This is a genomic window from Mageeibacillus indolicus UPII9-5, from assembly GCF_000025225.2.
Lineage (GTDB): Bacteria > Bacillota > Clostridia > Saccharofermentanales > Fastidiosipilaceae > Mageeibacillus > Mageeibacillus indolicus.
The window spans coordinates 433,945-451,861 of the sequence record NC_013895.2 but is presented as its reverse complement, the minus strand read 5'-3'; the positions used below and the strand labels follow the sequence as shown (position 1 = coordinate 451,861).

Sequence of the window (17,917 nt, the reverse complement as noted above, 5' to 3'; positions counted from 1 at the left end):
GATAGCAAAAATAATCTGATTTTTAAAGCATAAAAACGGAATCACCCGGCTTTACGGCAAAATTTATCGTCTCCTCTGCCATTAAGGTAAATTAAATCAACTATTATAACCGGATGTTCCGTTTTTTATTATCACAGGCCTGTCCCCGGGCCTAGTCCGTACTGAAACAGCAAGCACTAAGAGCTGCCGCTATGATTGCATTGATATTTATGATGCCAGCTTGCCACTGCCTCAATCTGTGCCCGTTGCAGTGTCCTTATCACCTATATAAGCATTCAAAAGACAGCTTAAATTCGTAGCTTCCTCCAAGGTAATATTGATTCCTTTGGACATCTTGGTATGATTGCTGTTCCATGTCCGTATATCTATGCCTGGTTGATGATCATTCCAACTCAGCAGATTGACTTCTTTAACCCATCCGTTACCGGTCGTGCCGATTGACCCGATATGCTGCTTTAATTCGTATTTAACCTCATCATTCTCACGGCTACGATTTCTACGATTGTTGTCCATATAGACCTCCTAAATATTTTGATGGGGTCATTATAAGCGAAATAAAAAAGCTGCTTCATCGACAAATTTCTCAAATTTGCGACAAAGCAGCGACAAAACTTTAGAAAGAGCAACGATATCAGCTCACCCTACCCGTTCAAATTGACTACCAATTCTTCGCCGGCAGTCTTTTTTAATTATTCACTGGCGATCTTTATTTTCTTCGCTGTCGGCCTCGGTTTTGAATACAAATTCCGGCGTAGCTTCATGACGTACTACTGACGCCCCGATCACGCATTTCTTAATATCATGCCGGGAGGGAAGTTCATACATGACGTCAAGCATAATTTCTTCCATAATCGCTCGCAACCCACGTGCGCCTGTTTTGCGTTTGATGGCTGCAGCGGCGATTTCATTAATCGCTTCAGGCGTAAACTCCAAGTCGACACCATCAAGTTCGAGCAAATATTTATATTGTTTTATCAAAGAGTTTTTCGGTTCAGACAACACTTTGATCAGCTGCTGTTGATCCAACGCCTTTAAGGTAACGTTAATCGGTACACGTCCAATAAATTCAGGGATCAGGCCAAATTTAAGCAGATCACGTGGTTCGAGCTGAGATAAAACATCATCATCGTCTAAAGATGAATTTGAGCCGATTTCTGCGCCAAATCCAATTGACTTGCGATTGGTACGGCGACGGATGATTTTATCTAGTCCGTCAAAAGCACCTCCACAAATAAATAGTATATTCGTAGTATCTATTTGAATGAACTCTTGGTGCGGATGTTTCCGACCGCCTTGGGGCGGAACGTTAGCAATTGTACTTTCAAGGATCTTAAGCAAAGCCTGCTGGACACCCTCACCGCTTACATCACGGGTTATCGACGGATTATCCGAACGTCTGGTAATCTTGTCAATCTCATCAATATAAATAATACCGCGCTGTGCTTGAGCAATGTCAAAATTCGCATTTTGAATCAGGCGCAACAAAATATTTTCTACGTCTTCACCGACGTAACCGGCTTCAGTGAGTGCGGTAGCATCAGCAATCGCAAACGGGACATGCAAAATTTTCGCCAAAGTCGAGGCCAGCAAAGTTTTGCCACAGCCGGTAGGGCCGATGAGCATAACATTACTCTTATCCAGTTGTACCGTGTCCTCTTTTGCTGTTTCTGACTGCGGGTCGCGAAAAACCCGTTTATAGTGGTTGTATACTGCAACACAAAGTGTTTTTTTGGCCTCATCCTGACCGATGACATACTCGTCCAGAATAGCCTTCATCTCTTTAGGCGAGGGCAAATCGGAGGGATTTACAGATTTTTGCGCCTTTGCTCCCCCAAGGTTCCTGCTTTTTTCGGGTTTTCCACTCATCCCCGGTTCATATGCTTCGTTAATAAAAAAGTTGTGACATATTTCAGCACAATCAGAACATATATATGTTTTATCCGCGCCAAGCAGCATGCCGACTTCCTTTTCATTTCGGCCGCAAAAGCTACAGACATGACTTTTTCTTTCCGGCATTATTAACCTCGTTTGTCCATTACGTGATCAATCAGACCATAGGCGATTGCTTCTTGCGCCGATTTCCAGTTATCCCGATCCGTGTCGCGTTCAATCTCATTGAGGGAACGACCGGTCTGGCGTTGCAAAATAGCGTTCAAGATTTGGCGGGTTTTTGTTACGTGCTCAGCGGCTATTATCATGTCGCTGGCCTGTCCCTGCATTCCGCCCAGAGGTTGGTGAATCATTACTTCAGCATTAGGCAACATAAAACGTTTGCCTTTGGTTCCGCTGGTAAGCAAAACGGCACCCATACTCGCGCACATTCCCATACCGATAGTTTGAACATCCGGTTTGATATAGTCCATCGTATCCAAAATCATCAATCCATCGGAAACAGAACCGCCGGGGCTGTTGATGTAAAATTGGATATCCTTATCCGGGTCTTCCGCTTCCAAAAACAGCAATTGTGCGGTGATTAAGCTGGCCGTAACATGATTAACCTCGTCACTCAAAATAATAATGCGTTCTTTCAGCAAACGGGAGTAAATATCGTACGATCTCTCGCCGCGGCCGGTTTGTTCAATTACCATTGGTACAAGACTCATAATTTTTCCTTTCTGTGCAAAAGCCCAGACAATTGTCCGAGCTTTTGATTAATCATTAAAGTTGTTACATTCGACAGTTATAAACTCAGGGACGTTTTTCTTCAACCGGCTTGGCTTCTTTAACCAGCATCTCCACGGTCAGATTTGTCCTGATCATATCATTGATCATCGAATTATTTTTGCCAAATCTCTTTTCAAGTTCTTCGGGGCTCATCCCATATTGTTTGCCAATGCGTTCTATGCCCGCCTTATAGTCATCCTCAGATATAGGAAGGTTTTCTTTCTTGGTTACAGCTTCGATAACTAAGGAAGTTTTGATTTGTTTTTTCGCCGGCTCGCGCATCTCATTGCGATATTCTTCCAAAGTTTTACCTATGTACTGTAAGTACTGATTCAGCTCAATACCTTGGTGGCGCATGGATTGGGTCTGGCGTTGGACAGTTCCGTCGATTTCACTTTCAACCATTGCATCCGGTATATCGACCGTAGCGTTAGCTACAACAGCATTTACGACATTGTCTTCAAAATCGGCCCGGTCTTTTTCGGCGGCGCGTTCTGTCAACTTATCACGCAAGCTGTTCTTGTATTCTTCCAAAGTATCGTATTCGCTCACATCTTTGGCAAATTCGTCATCCAATTCCGGTAACTCTTTCACCATCAAGCCATGTAGTTTGCATTTGAATACCACCGGCTTACCAGCCAACTCTTTGGCTGTGTAATCTTCTGGGAAAGTCACATTTACATCAAATTCATCATCAATATTGTGACCGATGACTTGGTCTTCAAAGCCTGGTATAAATGTGCCGGAGCCCAGCTTCAAATCATGGCCTTCAGAGCTGCCGCCCTCAAATTCTTTGCCGTCGAGATAACCTTTAAAGTCTATTTTTGCAGTATCGCCTTTTGCCGCCGGACGATCGGTAACCGGTACCATTCGGCCGCTGTGCTCATGTACCTTTTTCAATTCAGCTTCAACGTCTTCCGGCTTAACTTCGGTAACCGGTTTTTTCGCTTCAATGCCTTTATATTCGCCGAGCACCACTTCAGGTTTGTTCGTAACATGCAAAATTACCGTCAAGCCTTCTTGTGAACCGACTTTGACAATCTCCAGCTCCGGACGCACAACTGGTTCCAAATTGTTTTCATCCAGCAACTTGCCGTACTCGGCATTAACTAAATTGTCAATGGCATCATCGTACAAAGTGCCTTCGCCGTAGTAGCGCATAGCCAAAGCAAACGGTGCCTTGCCCTTACGGAAACCAGGCACGGAGAATCGTTTGGCGTTATATTTATATACTTCTTGTAAGGCTTTGAGGAATTCCTCAGCCGTGAATTCTAAATGTAAATCCACCAAGCTTTTTTCTTTTTTTTCAATTTTAGATGTCATATTATCCTCCCAACGAGGTTTCCCTCGGTACATACTGAAAAAAATTGTAACATGACGCTTTTAAAATGTAAAGGAAACATATCTACGTCGTACAAACGGTTATGTTCCTGCTATGCCTAGGTAAGGCAATAAATATCGGCATAAAATATATTTATTTGTTACTATTTTTCAAGGCGCGATCTATGTCGCGTTTTACCGTGCGCTGGATCATGGATTGGCGTTTGTCATAGTTTTTTTTGCCTTTGGCAAGCCCCAGCTCAAGCTTAACTCTGCCATTCTTAAAATATAGTTGCAACGGAACCAAGGTGAGTCCTTCTTGTTTGATTTTACCAAACAGCCGGTCAATTTCCTGTTTGTGGAGCAAAAGTTTGCGACTGCGCATTGGGTCTAAATTGTAGCGGTTGCCCTGTTCATACGGACTGATATGCATGCCGATCACCCACATTTCTCCATGCAGAATTTTAGCATAGCTGTCCTTGAGGTTAACGTTCCCGCCGCGAATCGACTTGACTTCAGTCCCGCTTAAAACAATACCTGCTTCGTATTTATTTAAAACTATGTAGTCATAGTGCGCTTTGCGGTTGTCGGCTACTACTTTTATGCCTTTAGCTCGTGCCATATTAAGCCTCCGTTGTTCTGATAAATTCGGCTAAGGTCAAATGCGGATAGGCATTCAAGGCCATTCCGTCGCCTTGTGGTTTTGCCAAATACTTGTAATATCCCATTGCCCCGATCATTACCGCATTATCGGTACAAAGTCGCAGTGGCGGGCAGGTAAAAGTTATTTTTAACTCGTTTGCAAGCTCGGAAGCCATTTCACGCAAGCGAGAATTGGCACTTACACCGCCGGCAATCACCAGTCTCTTTACCCCTGTTCGTTTTATCGCCTCTGCAGCGTTATTAATCAGTGCCTGTAATATGGCTTCTTGGTAGGAGGCCACGAAATCTGCTTTAGGGAAAGCCGTTTCCCAGTCTAGTCCCATCCGTTCAGCTTGTTGCTTGCTTTGGCGGATAAAGGTCAAACCGGCGGTTTTTACGCCACTGAACGAAAAATCCAGGCTGTCATCGGGGAATTTGGTCTGTGGGAAATGCAACGCTGTCCGATTACCTTTTTTGGCCAGTTTATCGATCAAAGGTCCGCCTGGATAGCCGAGACCGACAGCCCGTGAAACTTTGTCAAAGGCTTCTCCAGCGGCATCATCTCGTGTCGTACCTAAAATAACAAAGTCGAGATAGTCGCGAACCAATACCAGTTGTGAATGCCCGCCTGATACAACTAAGCACAAATACGGCGGCTCAAGTTCGGGGTCGGCGACATAGTTTGCCGCTATATGTGCCGCTATATGATGCACACCTATCAAGGGTTTGCCGGCTGCGAGGCACAGGCCTTTCGCGGCGGAAAGTCCCACTAAAAGTGCGCCGGTCAAGCCGGGTCCGTAAGTAACAGCAACGGCGGTGATATCGGCTAAAGTGCATCTGGCATCGCTCAAAGCTTGTGTAACAACCGGTAAAATAGCCTCAACGTGCATACGGGAGGCAATCTCCGGTACAACACCGCCAAAACGGCGATGGATATCAGCTGACGACGCAATTACGTCACTTAACACAGTTCGCCCATCAGCAACTACTGCGGCAGCGGTTTCATCGCAGGATGATTCTATTCCTAATATTAACATTTTTTACACTCCACTATGCCCTAATCCGCCGCCTCTGTCTTCTCCTATGTTGCAGACCGACTCGGCATCTTCCCATTCAACATGGATGATCGGCGCAATTACTGCTTGAGCTATGCGTTCTCCGCGGTGAATCAAATAGGTTCCGGCGCGGTTATTTTGTTCGGTAAGTGTCAAGATTTCCGACTCACCGGCAGAATTGTCCGGACTTGCATTGTACATTATCACACCGACCTCGCCGCGATAACCAGCGTCAATTGTTCCTAATCCGTTAGGCAAACGTAATCTGGTTTTTAAAGAAAGTCCGCTACGGGCACGTATTTGCATCTCATAGCCGATCGGCAAGGCCATTTTGAAACCTAACGGCACAACTTTGCTCTCCCCGGGTTTTAAAATTACATCGTCAGCTGCATAAAGATCCATACCGGCATCACCGATATGCATGTACCGCGGTTTAATAGCTGTAGGTCGACAAAGTTCAATCGCTACTTTGAGTTCGTGCATAAAATTCTCCATTCGTAAAAGTTCCGTCTAAGAGTTCACTTAATTATAAACATATTTTCTTTTTTGCTCAATTCAGCGGGTCCCGACGGACGTTTCAGATGGTCCCGGCTGGACGTTTCAGCGGCGGCAGCATCGTAATGACTTCAATCAACTTCGTTTTTGGCATTTGCGCCAACTTCGTTTTTTCATCTGTATGCACCTGTCCGACTTCGGAAAATTGCATGTCAGAAGTAATTCGTTGGCTGGCGCAAGATAAATTTCGCGCCGGTGATTCATCAAGAGGAGCGTACAATCTGCCGCTGCAATGCTGTTCCGGCAAGGGCAAAAATGGCAGCCGACGGCCACGTTGATCACGCAAAATGAACAATCGTTCCCGGCGGCATTTTTGGCAGCCCGTTTGGCCGAAACCAATGGGACAATGCTCAAAAAGCATGGCTTCTTCCGCCCCACTCAGAACCAAGGCGGCCAAATCGGGTGAAGCAGCGGCCACCAAGGCTTGCCAAGCCGGCTCCGCAGTGCTTCCCAGTTCTCCAGCCGGAGCAAAAGCGCGGCAGCCGCGGCGGCGGAAAAAATTAAGTGTTGCCGTATTGGCAATATTGCCGTCGCACCACAGCCACCAGTCGTCATCCGGCAAAGCAGCCAATTTTGCCCCCGCCGTAACCTGTCCCTGCAAACCGAGGCGGCGCCATTCCGGATAAGCTTGGCTGCCCTTAGCTAATAATGCCAACCTGGCTCCGGCCGGAACCATCACGCGTATTTTATAATCGGCAAACAACTTTTGCAGACTTTGATGCGTGCTTCGTAGTAATGCGGCAAGCGGCAGAATAAAGCCTTCAGCTCCTGTTTCGCCCGGCAGTTTATCTCCGCTTCGCCAGCCTGGCAGCGAAAGCCATTTTGAGCCGCTTGTAATGCCGTTCATGCCGTGCACGGAACCGTTTTTCGCGGAATATTCGCTTAGGTTTTGAATCTCCTCAGCAATGCTTTGGCGTATCGCTTGCGGCACTTCAGGCGTTAACGCTGTTTTAACTTGTATGTTTTTCAGAAGAATCGCGACTGCCCTGCGTCTTATTTCGTTAAGTTCCGCTACACGTAATTCTATCTCGCCATATATGACAATTTCCGTTGCCTTTAAGCCCGTATTCCCGAGTTTGCTCAACTGTTGTTTAATTCGCTCATAGGGAAGCGGCTTGATTTCAGTTGTATTTGTCTCGCTCTGATACTGCACCTCGGCTGAAGCTCCCGGAGAAATGTTTGGCTCTCCGGTATCCGGCGCAATATCTTGCCGGTGAGCGTTATTTTCCTGGTCAACTATGTTTTCTTGTTGGTCGATAATTTCTTGCTTGACGCTGTCCTTATGTTCCACTTCTTTAACAATTTCGATTTTTAAAGTATATTGATGCGGAGCTTTTTCAGATAGCACAAGTCTTACCGGGCGCGCAGGTCGGTGTAAAGCCAAGCAACGTGTATTAAGTTCTTCGCTGCGCATCAAAAACACCGGAGCGTCGAATGGCAACTTGCGCAAAACAGCTGGATGAAAACCTTTTACAATCACGTTATTGCCGCAATGCCGTACCTCGCCTAAAGGTGCCGAAGCAAGCTCACCTTCGCCGGGCAAACGAATGCTGATCACATCGCCGCGCCGCAATTCTGGAACCATCATACCGTCAGCAGTTTCTGTGAGTTTTTTGATGGTTAACGTTCCATCCGACGGTCTTGCAGCACTTATACGGCCTAGTTCGATACCATAGTTGCCAGCATAATCACCGCTCAAAAAATCGCGTCCGCGTTGTCCGGTCAACCTTGAGGTAGAAAAACTGCCGCCACGGTTGAAAGCCAACAACAAGTCGCTCCTGTTTTGCTCAGATACAGTTTGCCCGTACAGCTGACGTTTAAAAACATTCACCGCCGTTGCCACATATTCCGGGCTTCGCATCCGTCCTTCTATTTTAAAAGAATCAACCCCGGCGGCCGCCAAATCGCTCAAATTGTCTAAATAGCTGATATCTTTGGGGGAAAGCAGGGGTAAGCCCAAGGAACCATGGCCTTCAACAGTGTAGTTCATTCGACAAGGCTGGGCACAGGCGCCTCGATTGGCACTTCGTCCGCCTAAATGCCTGCTGAGATGGCAATGGCCAGAATAGCATACGCATAGAGCGCCATGCACAAACACCTCAGTTTCCATGCCCAGCTGATGGGCTAAAGCGGTTTGGCTACGTATTTCCGCCAAATTGTATTCGCGTGGTAGAACAATGCGTTTCATCCCGAGTTCGGCCGCTAATTTCATGGCCTCAGGGGTATAAATTGCCATTTGTGTGCTGGCATGTAAGGTCAAAGCCGGCAAATGGCGGTGCAATATATCGGCTAAGCCTATATCTTGAATTATTATGGCATCAATGCCGGCTTCATACGCCGCTAAAGCCAAATCTATCGCTGCTGTCAGTTCATTTTGGCGAATCAAGGTATTCAACGTAAGGTAGCAACGAGCTGAGTTAAAATGTATTTCTTCGATAATTTCCGGCAATTTGTCTTCCGGCAAGCCGACAGCTTTGTTTCGTGCGTGAAAATCACCGCTACCAAAAAAAACGGCATCAGCACCGGCGCGCAAGGCAGCACTTAGCATGTCCATATCGCCCACGGGGGCTAAAATTTCCGGTTGTCTGACCGTCATTATATTTTCTCCAAAAATGTAAGCTGGCGTTCATTCATGGTATTGCCTCGGCCAACGCAAAGAAAAACTCTTTGATGTTTTAAGCCGGGAAAGCAGCGTTGCTTTTTGCCGTGGTGATCGGCGGCTCCGATTGTCCCGAGGGGATTTCGTCCAAGTGCACGTCCAGTCGGCTGCTCAGATTCAGCTCTGCGCAACTTTCCGTCGGGCAACAGGTTCTGGCTATCGGGCGGCAGGTTCTGGCCTTCAGGCGACAGTTTCTGGCCGTCGGGCGGCAAGTTCTGGCCGTCGGGCGACGGGTTCTTGCCTTCAGGCGACAGTTTCTGGCCGTCGGAGGAAGACTTCAAAGCAGCGGAAGATGTTTCAACACTCGTGAATTTATCAATTGTAGGTATGGTGAGCTGAAACCTTTCTTCCACAGTCGTGGCCTTGCCCGGCCGGCTCCCCTCCTTCTGATGAACCGTTTGCTGATTCTTCTTAGCTGGTGCTTGCAATGATGCTATTTCTGACTTTAAAGCAGCTACTTGTTCCGTTAAAGCATTAACTGCTTCGGTTGCGCTAGTCTCCGCAATCATATCTTGAATCAAAAGAACCAAAGCGGCAGCCGTCAAGTTCAAGCCGCCACCGCTGCTGCGCATTTTTTGTAATTTTACCGTCAGTTCGCCGGCTATCTTTTGCATAAGTTCTTCCGGTTGGTTATGAATCAAACGCAAGCTGAAACCAGCAACAGTCAAATTACTTTTCTTCAAATTTTTCGCGACATTCACATCGTTCATATTTTTTTAATTTGTAATTGATTGTCCTGCGCATCTATCGCTACCTTGGCAATTCCCCGCAAAGTGCCGCGCAAATAGTCATCGGCCAACGGATCTTCCAACAACCGTCTGATTGCTTTGCGTAGCGGCCTTGCTCCGTATTTGGGCGAATAGCCGTGTTCAACGATATAATCCTTGGCGGCATCGGTGACTTCAAGCTTAACGCCAATACGCTGTAAATTGGCCGCAACCTCGCGTAACATGATATCTATTATCTGACGCAGTTCCGCCGGCGTCAACGAATTGAAGACGACTATCTCATCCACGCGGTTTAAGAATTCCGGACGGAAGATTTCGCTCAGGACACGATGGACTTTTTCGCTCATCGCTTCTTGATTATGTCGTCCAAAGCCATAACCGCCGCTTTGATTCGACGTTCCGGCGTTTGAAGTCATGATGATAATCGTATTCTCAAATGAAACCAACTTACCGTGACTGTCAGTCAATCTACCGTCATCCAATATTTGCAATAAAATATTAAATACGTCAGCATGAGCTTTTTCAATTTCGTCCAACAAAATAACGCTGTATGGATGGCGACGAACTTTTTCGGTTAATTGTCCACCGTCATCGTAGCCGACATATCCAGGAGGCGATCCTATGATTTTACTCACTGTGTGTGCTTCCATAAATTCAGACATGTCCATACGTATCATGGCCTTCTCATCATCAAACAGAACTTCCGTCAAAGCTTTGACCAGCTCAGTTTTACCAACGCCGGTCGGACCAACAAAGATAAATGAAGCAGGTTTGTTTCGCCGCCCGAAACCAGCACGGCTGCGGCGGACAGCCTTGCTCAGTACAGCAATAGCTTCGTTCTGTCCGATAACCCGCTGATGCAGACGACTTTCCAAATTAATCAGCTTTTCGGTTTCACTTTCGGTAATCGATTTAACCGGGATTCCGGTCCACATCTCAACAACGGCGGCGATATCTTCGTTTGTTATTTCAACCGGCTGCAATAGCGGCTGCAAACTTTTCAGTTCCTCTTCCGTTTGCAATTTTTCCGCTGTAAACTTGGCTTTTTTCTCATAAAGCTCATTAGATTCAGACTCGCTGAGATTGCCGGCCTCGCTTATTTGCCGTTCTGTTTCGGAAAGTTTTTGGCCTAATTCGGCTATTTTATCCTTTAGTTTGGCGGCTTGCACCAGTTCTTTTTGCTTAAGGTTCGCCTTAGCACCGGCTTCATCAATTATATCAATCGCTTTATCCGGGAAAAAACGTTCATTAATATATCGGCCGGCATAGCGCACCGCCGTATGCAACACTTCATCCGAGTAACGCACATTATGATGCTGTTCATAATAATCGCGAACGCCTTGCAAAATGGCAAATGTATCTTCGGCAGAAGGTTCTTCAACTAAAACTTGCTGAAAACGCCGTTCTAACGCCGTATCTTTCTCAACAAAACGTCGATACTCGCTAAGCGTAGTCGAGCCCAGTACCCGGATGGCACCTTTAGCTAAGGCAGGTTTGAGGATATTTGCGGCATTCATCGCACCCTCGGCATCTCCTGCACCCATAATATTGTGTAATTCATCAATCACCAAAATTATGTTGCCGTCAGCCGAAGCCTCATCGACTACCCCTTTCATTCGGCTTTCAAACTGGCCTCGGAATTGGGTGCCGGCCACCATTCCAGTCATATCAAGCAGATAAACTTCCATGTTCTGTAGTTTTGGCGGTACTTCTCCGGCCACAATACGCATGGCCAGACCTTCAGCTATTGCAGTCTTGCCGACACCGGGTTCACCCAAGAGAACAGGGTTGTTTTTGTTCCGTCGATTAAGGATTTGAACTACCCTCTCCAATTCCTTTGTCCGGCCGATCATACGGTCTATTTTGCCTTCCGCGGCTTTCTGATTTAAATTAGTTCCAAATTGCTCCAGGAATTTACGTTTCTTTCGGCCGCCGGTTTTATCATTTCGTCGATTCTTTCGGTTCTTATCAGAAGAGGTCTTTTCTTCATCATCCGTGTCCCCGCCGCGAGCAACCGGCATGAGGCCTTGGAAACCGTTTTCATCAGCGATGAAAAAGCCGCGCAAGCCGTTGAGTAGTTCTTGGAACGGGGTACCTGAATGATTGTTGTCGTCATTTGAAGTATTTTCGTCTTCGGCATCATCTTCATTTTGGCCGGACTGCTTACCAGGTAAAATAAACTGTATACTTTGGCCATTAAACTTCGGTGGAACTTTTTTATCAGCGTCTTTGTCTTCATCCCCGGCACCTGTCTCAGCACCGGCACCTGTCTCAGTACCGGCACCCGTACCGGCACTTGCCCCACCATCATTTGCAGGATCCCCGTTAGCAGCACCGTTCGCGTTATCTGCTTTTTCGCTCATTTCACCGGCCGGAGTCCAATGTTGTAGTTGCTGATTTGACCTAGTTTCATCCTTCTGTCCGACAGCCTTATTTTTATTATCGGCTTCCCCCGCCGCATCATTGGAATTGTCATTGCCGTCAATGGCCAATCCGTTGGTAAAAGCCTGCATAATATCGTCAATATTTTCCGTAATATCGGTTGGAAATTCTTCCGGCAAATGAGTCGATATCATTTCCAGCAGCTCTTGCGGCGATTTACCGGACATGTTTTTTACCACATTGTTCAGCATGGAGGAAAATTCATCAACATTGTCCTCGTTAATGCCGTTTTGCTCAAAAAATTTTTCCATCCCGCCAATGCCGTTACGGTAGGCACAAGCCAAACAAATACCGTCCATGGTAACTTTATTTTGCTCTATTTTTTTTATATATAATATTGCTTCATTTTTGTTGCAAATGGAACATTTCCCCATACATATCTCCTCGTTATGTTCATTAAATTTAAGTATAAACCAAATGAGCCGCTCTGCGCAGTTTTTTCATGAACAAGTAGTAAATTTGCCTTTACGAATCATTTTCTGCGGTTTCAGCCCTAATCTGTCGCACCTGACTCAGTTTGCGCTTCTGACAAAAGTTTTTTTAAATACTGGCCGGTATAAGATTTCGCATTAGTCGCAACCTCTTCCGGAGTTCCAGTGGCCACTACAGTTCCACCGTGCTTGCCGCCGCCCGGCCCGAGGTCGATAATATAATCGGCCGTCTTGATCATATCTAAATTATGTTCAATAACCAAGACGGTGTTTCCAGCTCTGGTAAGTGTCTGCAAAATATCGATCAACCTTTTTACGTCTGCCATGTGAAGGCCGGTAGTCGGTTCATCCAAAATATATATCGTTTTTCCTGTGCTGCGTTTAGAAAGCTCCCCGGCCAATTTAATGCGCTGGGCTTCACCGCCAGAAAGTTGAGTCGACGGCTGCCCCAAATGCAGGTAACCCAGACCCACATCAAGTAAAGTTTGCAGTTTGTCGGCAATACGGGGCATATCTTTGAACAGTTTCGCCGCTTCCGAAATTGTCAGATCCAATACATCAGCGATTGTTTTTCCTTTATACCTAACATTCAATGTTTCACGATTATAGCGTTTCCCCTTGCAGACTTCGCACGGCACGTACATGTCAGGCAAAAAATGCATCTCTATTTTGTTCACTCCGTCACCTGAACAGGCTTCACACCGGCCACCTTTAACATTAAAACTGAACCGCCCCGGCAAATAACCCTTAGCTTTGGCTTCAACAGTCGAAGCAAATAAAGCACGAATTAGATCGAAAACACCCGTGTAAGTGGCGGGGTTGGAGCGTGGGGTTCGGCCGATCGGCGACTGGTCTATGGCGATTATTTTATCAATATATTCAATTCCACTAATGTACTGGCACTTACCCGTCTTTCGCACTGAACCTTGCAGCAACGTTTCTAGATAAGGTCGCAAAGTACCGTTTATCAATGAACTTTTTCCCGAACCGGAAACTCCAGTTACGCAGGTGAAAGTGCCTAACGGGATATCCACGTCAATATTCCTTAAGTTATTTTCTTGCGCTCCAGCTATATGTAAGAAAAATCCGTTACCCGGACGGCGCTCAGCCGGTACAGGAATTTTTTCTCGGCCGGACAGATATCTCCCGGTAAGCGAATCAGGCTGATTAATCAACTCATTCGCCGTACCTTTTCCGACAACTTGCCCGCCGTAAGCACCTGCGCCCGGCCCCATATCAATAATATAGTCAGCCCGCCACATTGTTTCCTCATCGTGTTCAACTACGATAACTGTATTGCCGAGATCGCGCAAATGCTCAAGTGTAGACAGTAACTTGCCGTTGTCGCGTTGGTGCAGGCCGATGCTCGGTTCGTCAAGCACGTACAGTACCCCCATCAAACCGGCACCAATTTGTGTCGCCAAGCGAATTCGTTGCGCTTCACCACCCGACAAGGTAGAGGCCGAGCGTCCCAGAGACAAATAATCCAGACCGACATTTAGCAGAAATTCGAGACGCATCCGTAGTTCGCGCACAATTCGTTCAGCGATTATTTCGGCCCGACCGGTAAGTTTCAAATGCAGCAAAAAATCCAAAGCTTCATTAATCGGCAACAAAGTAAGTTGATGAATATTGACATCGTTAAGTTTCACAGCCAAAGCTTCCGGACAAAGGCGGGCTCCGTGGCAGGACGGGCATTCACTGACAGACATATATTGTTCATAAGTAGCCTTCATTTCTTCCGAAGCCGACTCATTATAACGGCGTTCCAAACTACGTATAACCCCTTCAAAATGTGTGCGATGAGCTGAACCACGATTATATTTGGTGTTCGTCGTATCAATAGAAAGACTCTCGCGACCATTCCCGTACAAAATTATTCGCTTGATTTTTTCCGGCAAGTCTTTCCACGGTGTGTCCAACGAAAAATCATATTTCGCGGCTAAAGCAACATAAAAGCACCGTCCCCAGCTGGTTTTCTCGTCCGAGCGCCATCCGATCGCTTGAACGGCCCCTTCATTCAAGGATTTTTCCGGCTGTGGCACAATTAAATCGGGATTGAAATAGTGTAAAGTGCCTAGTCCTGAGCATTCTTTGCACGCCCCGATAGGGTTATTAAATGAAAACAGACGAGGGCTTATTTCACTTATCGAAATATTACATTGCGGGCAAGCAAGTTTCCTACTGAAAATCCGGCTTTGATAGATATATTGACCGGTTTCATCTGCTTCACCTATGGCTATTTCAACAATGTCATCCGCTAACTCTAAAGCTGTCTCAAGTGAATCCGCCAAGCGGGAACGGCTCTCATCTCGTAAAGCAATACGGTCGACTACCACGGCTATATCGTGCTTTTTTGTTTTTGCCAGCTTAATTTCCTCATCGAGGGAAAAAATTGTACCATCAACGCGCACACGTACAAAGCCTTTGGCCGCAAGGTCTTCAAAGAGTTTCTTAAACTCACCCTTTTTCCCCTGAGCCAACGGTGCCAGCACTAAAATTCTTTTGCCTTGAGCGACGTGCATTATTTGATCGACAATACTGTCTATGCCGGTAGCTTCAATCGGTTTGCCGCATTTTGGACAATAAGGGGTGCCGGCGCGAGCAAATAGCAGCCTTAAATAGTCATAAATTTCAGTAACTGTACCGACGGTGGAACGAGGGTTGTGCGAAGTCGTCTTCTGATCGATGGAAATCGACGGAGAAAGCCCCTCAATGCTGTCAACATCAGGTTTGTCCAACCGCCCCAAAAACATTCTGGCATAGGCGGATAATGATTCAACATAACGCCGTTGGCCTTCGACATATATTGTGTCAAAGGCCAGAGAGGATTTTCCGGAGCCGGAAAGGCCGGTAATTACCACAAATTTGCCACGCGGTATATCGACATCAATATTTTTTAAATTATGCTCTCTCGCTCCACGAATTTTAATCCAGTTATCCATCAATACCTCTATTCCGGGTCCATTATTTTTTTATGCTCAAAAATCATTGCCAAAGTGAAGATATGCTGCTATAATTTATAAAGCGTTTCGGCCCTATGGTCAAGCGGTTAAGACGCCGCCCTCTCAAGGCGGAATCACGAGTTCGATTCTCGTTAGGGTCACCATAAAAGCCTTGTTCTTACAAGGCTTTTTTTTTGCGCTTCATTCCACCATATTTTTAGCTTTTATTTTGCACTTTCGGAACGACGGGAATGACTCTTTCCTGCCAATCTGGCAAGACGACAAACAACGGCAACAATTCTTCAGTTACGACTAACTACTGCGCCTCTCTGAATTCATAGCACAAAATACCAGCCGCACAGGCTGCGTTCAAAGATTCAGCCTTGCCGCTAATTGGAATATAAACAGTGGCATCAGCCTCTTTTCGAGCATATGACGACAAGCCGTTACCCTCGTTGCCGATAGCCAACGCTATCTTGGGCAGGTCGTGCCGCCTGGCGATCTCCGCCAACGGACGCCCGTCCAATGTCGCTGCCGCAATCCAAAAATTCTCTTGCTTTAGAAAAGTGTATGCCGCCTCCGTGTCAGAAAAAGGCAAAACCGGAACATGGAAGACCGATCCCATAGCACTGCGCAAAGTTTTACGATTATTAGGCGATGCTCCGCCGGCCGCCAAAATAACAGCATCAAAGCCGAAAGCATCGGCCGAACGCCAAATGCTGCCTAAATTGCCGGGATCCTGGACGCGTTCCAAAAGTAAAACGCGCCGCCAATTCGCCGTCGGTCGCTCTCCTTCTGGGGAAACCGCCATCATTATCCCCTGACTGCTTACGGTATCAGCCAGTTTGGCAAACAAATTATCAGCGAATACATTCACCGTACTTGCACCGAACCGGTTAACACATAACTGATAAAATGCATGACCGGTTTCATGCCGTAATGCAGCATCATTGAAACAAACTTCACGAATTCGCCATTTTTCCCCGGCTTCGACGGCATCGCGGCACAAACGCAAACCTTCCAACAGATAAATATCCCGATTCTTTTCGGGATGTTCACAATATTTCAGCCATCGTTTATAAGAAGGATTGGTTTTGCTACTCATCAACATCTCACCCATACCGCTATCTCACTTCTACTGTCATTGACCAACTATTTAATAAAATCAAAGGACTGCGCATGTCAGTCCTTTAAATCAAAATATAAAATAAAATATATCTTACTGCAACGCTTTCTTTGCGGCCTCACAAACAGCGGTAAATGCTTTTGCATCACTGACAGCCAACTCGGCCAACATTTTACGATCCAAAGCAATCTCAGCCTTGTGAACACCGTTCATTAAACGGCTGTAGGAAAGTCCGTTCATACGTGCCGCCGCATTGATTCTGGCAATCCAGAGCTTGCGGAAATCGCGTTTCTTGGCCTTACGGTCACGATAAGCATAGTTACCGGACTTCATCACCTGTTGATTTGCTACTTTGAACAACTTGCTCTTATGACCAAAATAGCCTTTGGCCATTTTCAAAATTTTCTTATGTCTCGCGTGGGCTGCTACGCCTCTTTTTACTCTCGCCATTGTTATTCCTCCTCAAATTAACTGCTTATCCTATTTATAAGGAATCATCTTTTTGATGTTAGCTTCATTTGCCGGTGATGCAATTGTGGAGCCACGCAGGTTTCTCTTTTGTTTAGCTGTTTTGCAAGTCAATTTGTGCTTCTTAAATGCTCGCGGCCGGATAACTTTGCCGGTACCGGAAATTTTAAATCTCTTCTTTGATGAACTATGCGTTTTTTGCTTAGGCATAATTTACCTCCTCTATTGAGTTCTATTTTTTTCTGGGCATCAAAAACATTATCATGTTGCGACCTTCGACTCTAGGTGCGCGATCCACTTGAGCCACTTCCGCTAATTTATCGGATACCGAATTCATCACTTCGTAGCCTTGCTGGGTGTAAGCCATCTCGCGGCCACGGAAACGTATGGAAATTTTAACTCGATTGCCGTCACGTAAGAACTTTTCGGCGTTCTTCAGCTTGAAGCCTAAATCATGCTCTTCTGTAGTCAATTTCAAGCCGACTTCTTTAACTTCCACTACCTTCTGGTTACGTTTAGCTTCTTTCTCCCGTTTTGCTTGTTCAAATTGATACTTCCCATAATCCATCACGCGACATACCGGATTGTCTGGATTGGGGGAAATGAGTACCAAATCGAGATCAGCTTCCTCAGCTTGGCGTAAAGCCTCACTGATCGGCACCACCCCGACCATCTGTCCGTCGGCGTTAATTAGGCGCACTTGCTTAAAACGGATAGCATCATTAACCTGAAGACTGTTGTTTTGCTTAGCGATAAATTTCACCTCCAAATAAAAAATCGGAACAATGGCAATCCATGTTCCGTCATCATCGGTTCCCACCGATACATATTGACCTTTTCGCTGTGCTAAAGGTGAGAAGCGGAACTTCTGCTTGAATCTTT

Annotated in this window: 15 protein-coding genes and 1 tRNA gene; 1 reads left to right on the top strand and 15 read right to left on the bottom strand. The window is 46.2% G+C overall.

The genetic code is table 11. The annotated features are described in order from the left end of the window. Positions 1-231: 231 nt before the first annotated feature. From HMPREF0868_RS02025 to uvrA, 11 genes are all read right to left on the bottom strand, one after another. Entirely contained in the window at positions 232-513 is a 282-nt protein-coding gene (locus HMPREF0868_RS02025; RefSeq protein WP_012993052.1) for a YdbC family protein, read from the bottom strand. 180 nt (positions 514-693) lie between these two features. Continuing rightward, on the bottom strand, positions 694-2,016 hold the full coding sequence (gene clpX, locus HMPREF0868_RS02020) for an ATP-dependent Clp protease ATP-binding subunit ClpX (RefSeq protein WP_012993051.1): 1,323 nt from the start codon (positions 2,014-2,016) through the stop codon (positions 694-696). A gap of 2 nt (positions 2,017-2,018) precedes the next feature. Then, on the bottom strand, positions 2,019-2,603 hold the full coding sequence (locus tag HMPREF0868_RS02015) for an ATP-dependent Clp protease proteolytic subunit (protein ID WP_012993050.1): 585 nt from the start codon (positions 2,601-2,603) through the stop codon (positions 2,019-2,021). Positions 2,604-2,688: 85 nt separating this feature from the next. Further along, entirely contained in the window at positions 2,689-3,987 is a 1,299-nt protein-coding gene (tig, locus tag HMPREF0868_RS02010; RefSeq protein WP_012993049.1) for a trigger factor, read from the bottom strand. Positions 3,988-4,138: 151 nt separating this feature from the next. Further along, positions 4,139-4,606: an SsrA-binding protein SmpB gene (gene smpB / locus HMPREF0868_RS02005; RefSeq protein WP_012993048.1), complete on the bottom strand. Its 468-nt coding sequence runs from the start codon at positions 4,604-4,606 to the stop codon at positions 4,139-4,141. Position 4,607: 1 nt separating this feature from the next. Continuing rightward, positions 4,608-5,663 (bottom strand): tRNA (adenosine(37)-N6)-threonylcarbamoyltransferase complex transferase subunit TsaD, encoded by a 1,056-nt coding sequence (gene tsaD, locus HMPREF0868_RS02000; protein ID WP_012993047.1) that lies wholly within the window; start codon positions 5,661-5,663, stop codon positions 4,608-4,610. Between the two features lie 3 nt (positions 5,664-5,666). Continuing rightward, entirely contained in the window at positions 5,667-6,164 is a 498-nt protein-coding gene (locus HMPREF0868_RS01995; protein WP_012993046.1) for a dUTP diphosphatase, read from the bottom strand. A gap of 94 nt (positions 6,165-6,258) precedes the next feature. Further along, positions 6,259-8,832: a peptidase U32 family protein gene (locus HMPREF0868_RS07800; RefSeq protein ID WP_012993045.1), complete on the bottom strand. Its 2,574-nt coding sequence runs from the start codon at positions 8,830-8,832 to the stop codon at positions 6,259-6,261. Further along, complete coding sequence (locus HMPREF0868_RS01985; protein WP_157667963.1) at positions 8,832-9,578, bottom strand: hypothetical protein; 747 nt, start codon at positions 9,576-9,578, stop codon at positions 8,832-8,834. Before HMPREF0868_RS01985 ends, HMPREF0868_RS07800 begins: the two co-directional genes overlap by 1 nt. Before the next feature lie 23 nt (positions 9,579-9,601). After that, positions 9,602-12,439, bottom strand: a complete 2,838-nt coding sequence (locus HMPREF0868_RS01980) for an ATP-dependent Clp protease ATP-binding subunit (protein ID WP_012993043.1) — start codon at positions 12,437-12,439, stop codon at positions 9,602-9,604. 119 nt (positions 12,440-12,558) lie between these two features. Beyond that, positions 12,559-15,441 carry an excinuclease ABC subunit UvrA gene (gene uvrA, locus HMPREF0868_RS01975; protein WP_012993042.1) on the bottom strand — a complete coding sequence of 961 codons (2,883 nt, stop codon included), beginning with the start codon at positions 15,439-15,441 and terminating at the stop codon, positions 12,559-12,561. An 89-nt stretch (positions 15,442-15,530) separates the two neighbouring features. Between uvrA and HMPREF0868_RS01970 the strand changes: the two genes are divergently transcribed. After that, a tRNA-Glu gene (locus HMPREF0868_RS01970) sits at positions 15,531-15,605 on the top strand. Between the two features lie 152 nt (positions 15,606-15,757). Here HMPREF0868_RS01970 and HMPREF0868_RS01965 read toward each other — a convergent pair. The 4 genes from HMPREF0868_RS01965 to infC all read right to left on the bottom strand — a co-directional run bounded on the left by HMPREF0868_RS01965 (position 15,758) and on the right by infC (position 17,855). Then, a complete protein-coding gene (locus HMPREF0868_RS01965) occupies positions 15,758-16,561 on the bottom strand; it encodes a TrmH family RNA methyltransferase (protein WP_012993041.1) in 804 nt (267 codons plus the stop codon). 99 nt (positions 16,562-16,660) lie between these two features. Next, the gene (rplT, locus tag HMPREF0868_RS01960) at positions 16,661-17,017 is read right to left on the bottom strand and encodes a 50S ribosomal protein L20 (protein WP_012993040.1); all 357 of its coding nucleotides are present in this window, start codon (positions 17,015-17,017) and stop codon (positions 16,661-16,663) included. 30 nt (positions 17,018-17,047) lie between these two features. Then, positions 17,048-17,245, bottom strand: a complete 198-nt coding sequence (gene rpmI, locus HMPREF0868_RS01955) for a 50S ribosomal protein L35 (protein ID WP_012993039.1) — start codon at positions 17,243-17,245, stop codon at positions 17,048-17,050. A gap of 22 nt (positions 17,246-17,267) precedes the next feature. Then, on the bottom strand, positions 17,268-17,855 hold the full coding sequence (gene infC, locus HMPREF0868_RS01950) for a translation initiation factor IF-3 (protein ID WP_012993038.1): 588 nt from the start codon (positions 17,853-17,855) through the stop codon (positions 17,268-17,270). Between the last annotated feature and the right edge of the window lie 62 nt (positions 17,856-17,917).